The sequence below is a fragment of the Binatus sp. (SeqCode) genome (genome assembly GCF_049584895.1).
Taxonomy (GTDB): Bacteria; Desulfobacterota; Binatia; order Binatales; family Binataceae; genus Binatus.
The window spans coordinates 1-5,543 of sequence record NZ_JBAUYR010000024.1; the positions used below are offsets into that span (position 1 = coordinate 1).

Annotated in this window: 7 protein-coding genes and 1 rRNA gene; 4 read left to right on the forward strand and 4 right to left on the reverse strand. The window is 59.9% G+C overall.

Annotated features, from left to right (window positions below; translation table 11 throughout):
* Positions 1-645: SpoVR family protein (locus WB650_RS03985; RefSeq protein WP_423959526.1), on the forward strand; the 645-nt coding region annotated here is incomplete at its 5' end.
* Between the two features lie 515 nt (positions 646-1,160).
* A complete protein-coding gene (locus tag WB650_RS03990) occupies positions 1,161-1,637 on the forward strand; it encodes a hypothetical protein (protein WP_423959528.1) in 477 nt (158 codons plus the stop codon).
* 7 nt (positions 1,638-1,644) lie between these two features.
* Here the strand turns inward: WB650_RS03990 and WB650_RS03995 are convergent, their stop codons facing one another.
* The 3 genes from WB650_RS03995 to WB650_RS04005 are packed head-to-tail and all read right to left on the reverse strand — an operon-like array spanning position 1,645 to position 4,662.
* The gene (locus WB650_RS03995) at positions 1,645-2,661 is read right to left on the reverse strand and encodes a transglutaminase-like domain-containing protein (protein ID WP_423959530.1); all 1,017 of its coding nucleotides are present in this window, start codon (positions 2,659-2,661) and stop codon (positions 1,645-1,647) included.
* Positions 2,658-3,527, reverse strand: a complete 870-nt coding sequence (locus tag WB650_RS04000; RefSeq protein WP_422300697.1) for a GNAT family N-acetyltransferase — start codon at positions 3,525-3,527, stop codon at positions 2,658-2,660. The genes WB650_RS03995 and WB650_RS04000 overlap by 4 nt, the downstream gene beginning before the upstream one ends.
* 40 nt (positions 3,528-3,567) lie before the next feature.
* Positions 3,568-4,662: a P1 family peptidase gene (locus tag WB650_RS04005; protein WP_422300698.1), complete on the reverse strand. Its 1,095-nt coding sequence runs from the start codon at positions 4,660-4,662 to the stop codon at positions 3,568-3,570.
* Between the two features lie 48 nt (positions 4,663-4,710).
* Here WB650_RS04005 and WB650_RS04010 point away from each other — a divergent pair, with 48 nt between their 5' ends.
* On the forward strand, positions 4,711-4,959 hold the full coding sequence (locus tag WB650_RS04010; RefSeq protein WP_422300699.1) for a type II toxin-antitoxin system Phd/YefM family antitoxin: 249 nt from the start codon (positions 4,711-4,713) through the stop codon (positions 4,957-4,959).
* A complete protein-coding gene (locus WB650_RS04015) occupies positions 4,956-5,345 on the forward strand; it encodes a protease inhibitor I42 family protein (protein ID WP_422300700.1) in 390 nt (129 codons plus the stop codon). Before WB650_RS04010 ends, WB650_RS04015 begins: the two co-directional genes overlap by 4 nt.
* A 77-nt stretch (positions 5,346-5,422) precedes the next feature.
* On the opposite strand, the gene rrf is transcribed toward WB650_RS04015, so the two are convergent.
* A 5S ribosomal RNA gene (rrf, locus tag WB650_RS04020) occupies positions 5,423-5,540 on the reverse strand.
* Positions 5,541-5,543: the final 3 nt, after the last annotated feature.

A 5,543-nucleotide genomic window follows, 5' to 3' on the forward strand; every position in this document is an offset into this window, starting at 1 on the left:
TGGGCGAGTTATTGGCACAAGAAAATTCTGGAATCGCTCGACCTCGACCAGGGACTGCATCTCGAATTCATCGTCAATCACAACCAGGTCGTCCGCCCGATTCCCGGCCAGATCAACCCGTACCATCTCGGCCTCAAGCTTTGGGAAGACATCTATCGCCGCTACACGAATCCGACCGCCGAAGAAATCAAGCGCGATGGGAAGCCCGTAAAATCCGGGACCGAGAAAATCTTCGAGGTTCGCGAGGTCGAGCGCGACGCGTCGTTCCTGCGCCGGTACCTGACCGAAGATCTCATGCGCGAGATGGATATTTTCGAATACGAGGCGCGCGGCGAGGAGTTGGTCGTCAGCAAAGTGGCCGACGACGAGGGTTGGAAGGAAGTCAAGGCGACATTGATCAAGAACGTCGGCACCAACTCGATTCCAGTCCTCAAGGTCGACGACGCCGACTTCGGCCAGAACCGCACGCTCTACGTCAAGCACGATCACGACGGCCGCGACCTGCACATCGAGTACGCCGAGAAGAGCCTCAACTACCTGCAGCGGCTGTGGGGCCGCGAAGTCGTGCTCGAGACCGTGCTCGACGGCAAGCGCTCGCTGCTCTGCTGCAACGACCGCGGCTTCTCGGTGCGCGCGCTCAAGTAGCCGTCGCCTGCCCGCACATCAAGCGCGTTCAGAACGCGCATCGGCACGCCCCTCGACGGCTTCGAGGCACGTTGCTTTAGATTTGTTGGTCGGATAATTTCAGGCACGGACGATGCGGTTCGGGTCGGCTGTAAGGAGGCGCGGATGATGGAGTGGCCGAAGTGCCAGAAGTGTAACGCGGGAGCGTTGATTCCCCTGTCCGACTACGGACAGGAAGGCGCTTCGGTGTTGTTCAAGGCATGGGTTTGCACGAATCCTGATTGTGGTTTCAGCTTGCGCGTGGACAAGGGCGAAGTAACGTACGGCAGACGAATCGAAACAAAACACTAATTGCTTTCACGCTTCTAATGACAAGGCAGTCCTTGAGGGCTGCCTTTTTTTCATCATCTCTTCGCCTTTTTGAAACATTCGGCAACCCCCGTCGTCTTTAGGTTATGCGCAATTGGTTTCCAAATTGCCGAGGGGCGTTTCCGCTCGCGGTAATCGCGGCGGCAGCGTGTTCGATTTCCGGATGCATGTCGTACGGCGAATCGGTCGCCTATCGGCTCTACCAGACCAACGCCGACCGATGCGCGCAAAACGAAACTGACGCTTGCGTTGCGATGCTCCAGTCGAGTTGCGAGGCGCCCGCCCGCCTGTGCACCGCCTACGTCCCTGCATTCCAGGCGCAGGCCAGCAAGCAGCTCTCGCAAAAGTGTCGGGCTAACGACGAAGCAGCCTGCCAGGCGCTCGACACAGTTGCGTGCGATGGTGGCGACGCCGCGGTATGCGATCGCCTCGGCGAGAAGTACGCGAATCTCTATGCGTCATGCAAAGCAGGCGACGCGAACGATTGCGAATCGCTCTCGCAGTTAGTGTGGCCGAAGACCCAAACCGACGTCGCCGACAATGCGTGCAAGAACGGCGATTCAATCGCGTGTCGCGTCGTCAGCTCCAGCGCCAGCGCGATGAAGGTAAACGTCGACAAGAGCGCCCAGTTCGCGATGTTCTAGATTCGCATTACGCGCCCGTATCCGCGTAAGAAAACTTCGTCTTGATTTCTTTCTGCGGCACCGCCGCTCCGTCGATCTCGGCGTAAGGATAAATCAGGTAGTTGAGCGGCTCACCTTTCTGCGGAGGCTTCAGCACCAGGTCACGACCCATCGTGAATGCGACCCGCGCCGCGTCCAGATGCCCGAAATAGTAGTCGTGGCGGTCGCGATGCTTCGACGCTTCGGACGCATCGACCGGCACCCACACACCGCCCGAGTAGAATTCAGCCCAGCAGTGGTAGCCCGGCACGTCGCCGGACTTCGCGGAGCCTATAGGAAAGCCAATCGTAAACCGCGCCGGGATTCCGCGGGCGCGCGCGAGTCCAATGAACAGCGAATGAAAGTCGGTGCAGTTGCCACGTCGCACGTCACATGCGTAAAGCGCGTCGCCACGGCCCCATCCCGTCCCGCTCTTGTCGTATTTCATGATTGAAGTCACATACTCGTAATCGACGAACGCCTGCTGCAGCGGCGTCACATCGGTCTCCGCCAGGTTCGCACTGACCTGCGCGATTCTGCCGGTTAACGGCACGAGACGATTCGGTTCGAGGTAGACAGCGAAGTGTCGATCGGTCGGCTCGGGTAAATCGCGCGCCGCCGCAATCATGTTAGCGGCCTCCTCGCGCCTGATTGTCGAGAAACTCATTGTGACGGGCACAGAGGTCGGCAGCGGCGCAATGGCCTCGAGATGCGCGATGCGATTTCCGTTCGAACCCTGGTCGACGATTTCGAAATGCACCGGCGTCTCAATCTTCAGATCGCGAATCTGCTGAAAGGCGTCTTCGCGAGGAAGCGGAATCCACGCTTCGAACTTCTTCGCGGCCGGATTCGAGACCGGGATATCCGCGTGATAGGTGAATTTGAAGTTGCGGACTCGATCAGGTGGAGCGCTCGACTTGGTCGGAGACTCCGCACGCGCTCCCGCACCGAGGCACAGAAGAAGAATGATTCCAACCAACGAAATGGATAACCGTTTTGCATTCATAGTTGAACTTCCTGCGAGAACGAATAGACGGTGGCGTCGGTGACTGGCTCGTAGCCCATTCTCTGATAGATGTGATTGGAGATTGGGTTGGCAAGGTCGGTGTAGAGAAAACAGAACTTGCGGCCGTCATCGAGCAGCTTCTGGCTGAGCGCCGCGACGCACGCGCCCGCGAATCCTTTGCCCCGATTCTCGGGTGGCGTGTAGACCCATGCGACGCGAATACCGTTCGGCGTCGGTCCCGCGTATCCCGCCATCGATACTGCGATTCCTTCAACCTCCCACAACATCAGGCGTCGTGACCGCGGCAACGGCTGTGCGGCGGCCTCCCGGGCTTGTTCGGGATCCATGCCCTCGGCGTCCACCGAAAAGCCGGCACGCCATTCGCGCAGCAATGCTTCGTCGGATCGATCAGGTTCGCGGAGACGTCCCGCCGCTCTCGTTTCTATTGTGACGCGGCTCAACTGGTAGATGCGCTGCGCCATCTGGACGCGGTAGCGGCATCCTGAGAGTTCCGACCACCTCAGCGCGAACTTTTGCGCGATGTCAGCCGATCCGTTGACGCCGGGAAGCGCAAGGCTTTTTGCATGAAGGTCGACGGCTATCAGGTCGAGCGCCGAATCATCGACCGTCCACGAAAGGATGAGATTATGCGGCGGCGTCATCAGAACGACAGCCGCGACCTCATCATGATTTTCAACCGTCGCCATCAGCGGCGGCTCGTTGCCCCACTGCTCACCCGCCCGAAGCCCATCGAGCAGCCCGAGAATCAAGCAATGCTCAGCCTCACGCCTCAAGAGAAACGGCTGTACGCGTTCGAGGAACTGCCCGGAGTCCGAGAAAAGCTTTATTTGATTGGCCGACGCCACAATGCTGGACAGTATTTCGCGATCGCGGCGGAGGCAAATTTTACCTGCCGTATTTGCGCATCACATCGACGAGGCGATCGTGCGGGATAGCCTCGACGCGATAGCTGTTGATTCCCACCATCGTGCGCGCTGCCACCAGCGCGTTGACGATCGCTTCTTCGGTCGCCTGGAGGGCCGCGGTGAACAGCGGATCCATCCTCGAGTTTCGCAGCATCTTCACGGTCTCGACGTCGGAGCGGTTCGCGCTTACATGGTTGGCCGTGGAAAATGCGATGAACAGGTCGCCTGAGCCGTTGCCCGACACGCTGCCGTTGCGCGCGAGGCCCATCGTGAGTCGCCGCGCGATTCGTTTGAGTTGATGCGGCATCAGCGGCGCATCGGTGGCCGCAACGATAATGATCGATCCAAGTTCCTGCGTGCTGAACGGATCATGGCCCGGCCGAAGCTCTTTGCCGACCGGGACGCCGGCAACTGTCAGCTCAGTCGGACGTCCGCAATTGAGCTGCACCAGGACTCCCAACGTATAGCCGCCGGATTTGCGATCGAGTCGTCGTGACGCCGTGCCGATTCCGCCCTTCCATCCGTATCCGATCATTCCGGTGCCCCCGCCAACGCATCCTTCAACGACGCGTCCGCCGCGCGCGCGCGCAAGGGCTTCCCATGCATGCTCGGCAGTGACGTGGAATCCGTCGATGTCGTTGAGCAGTCCGTCGTAGGTCTCGGCGACGACCGGCAGCGACCACGGCTGCGTCATCATGCGACGCCGCACCTGCCACGCGATTACCGCGTCGCGCACCACGCCGACGCTGTGAGTGTTGGTGATCATGATTGGTGTCGTGAGCAGGCCCGACTCTTCGACCCACGCCGTGCCGGTCATCTCGCCATTGCCGTTGAGCGAGAAGTATCCTGCGGCGACCGGAGATGGGTCGCGCCTTCCGCGCGGCAGAATCGCGGTGACGCCAGTGCGAACCGGCCCGCGTCCAACCACAAGCTTGCCGTCGCCGCGAATGATCGTGGCATGACCGACATCGACGCCGGCCACATCGGTGATCGCATTGAGCGGCCCGGGGTTCCCGTCAAACGGAATCCCAATCTCCCGCGCGCGAGGTTCCTTATGGCGCGACCGAATCACCATGACGAAGAGTCATAGCGGAGAAGTCTAGCGAGTGACAGAATTCAATGCGTGACTCGAATCAATATCACCGAGGCCAAGAATCACCTTTCCAAGTATCTGCGTCGCGTAAAGAATGGCGAGACTATCATCCTCTGTGAGCGCAACGTGCCGATCGCCGAAATTCGTCCGCTTGAGCCTGAGGGTCGCCAACTACGGCCGATTGGTCTGGACAAAGGTAGATTCACTGTGCCTGCGAGCTTTTTCGAGCCGCTTCCTGATTGGCTGCTCGACGCATTCGAGGGCAAGAAGTCGGAATGAGAGCTTGCCGATGGCAGGTGCTGGCGCTCTTGGTAGCACTGCTGGTCGCGTCACGCGCGAGTGCGAGCGTGGTTTTTGTTTCGCAGGAGGATAACGGCCGCGAGTTTGCGCTCGATCGCGGCGATGCGCTGGAGATCTCACTGCCCGCGACTTCGGGGACCGGCTACACATGGCAGGCTGAGCCGATTGCCGGCGGCTTCGCGAGGCAGGTCGGGGAGCCGGCGTTCACGCTCGACAATGCGATGCCCGGTGCGTCGGGACTTCAGATTTTCCACTTTGGAATCGAAACGAGCGGGAGCGGGACGCTCGAGCTTCATTACCTGCGTCCATGGGAGAAGGGCTCGAAGCCAGCCAAGGTCTTCAAGATCATGCTTATCGTGCGCTAGCCACGCCGCGGGGAACAAACGAGTCTGAAAAAATAAAGAAAGGGCGGAATCTTTCGACTCCGCCCTCTCTCGAGATTCCCCGGCCGCGTCCTACTCTCCCGTGACGCCTTCGGTCACAGTACCATCGGCGCTGAAGGGCTTAACTGCCGTGTTCGGGATGGGAACGGGTGTTTCACCTTCGCCATGGCGACCGGAAAC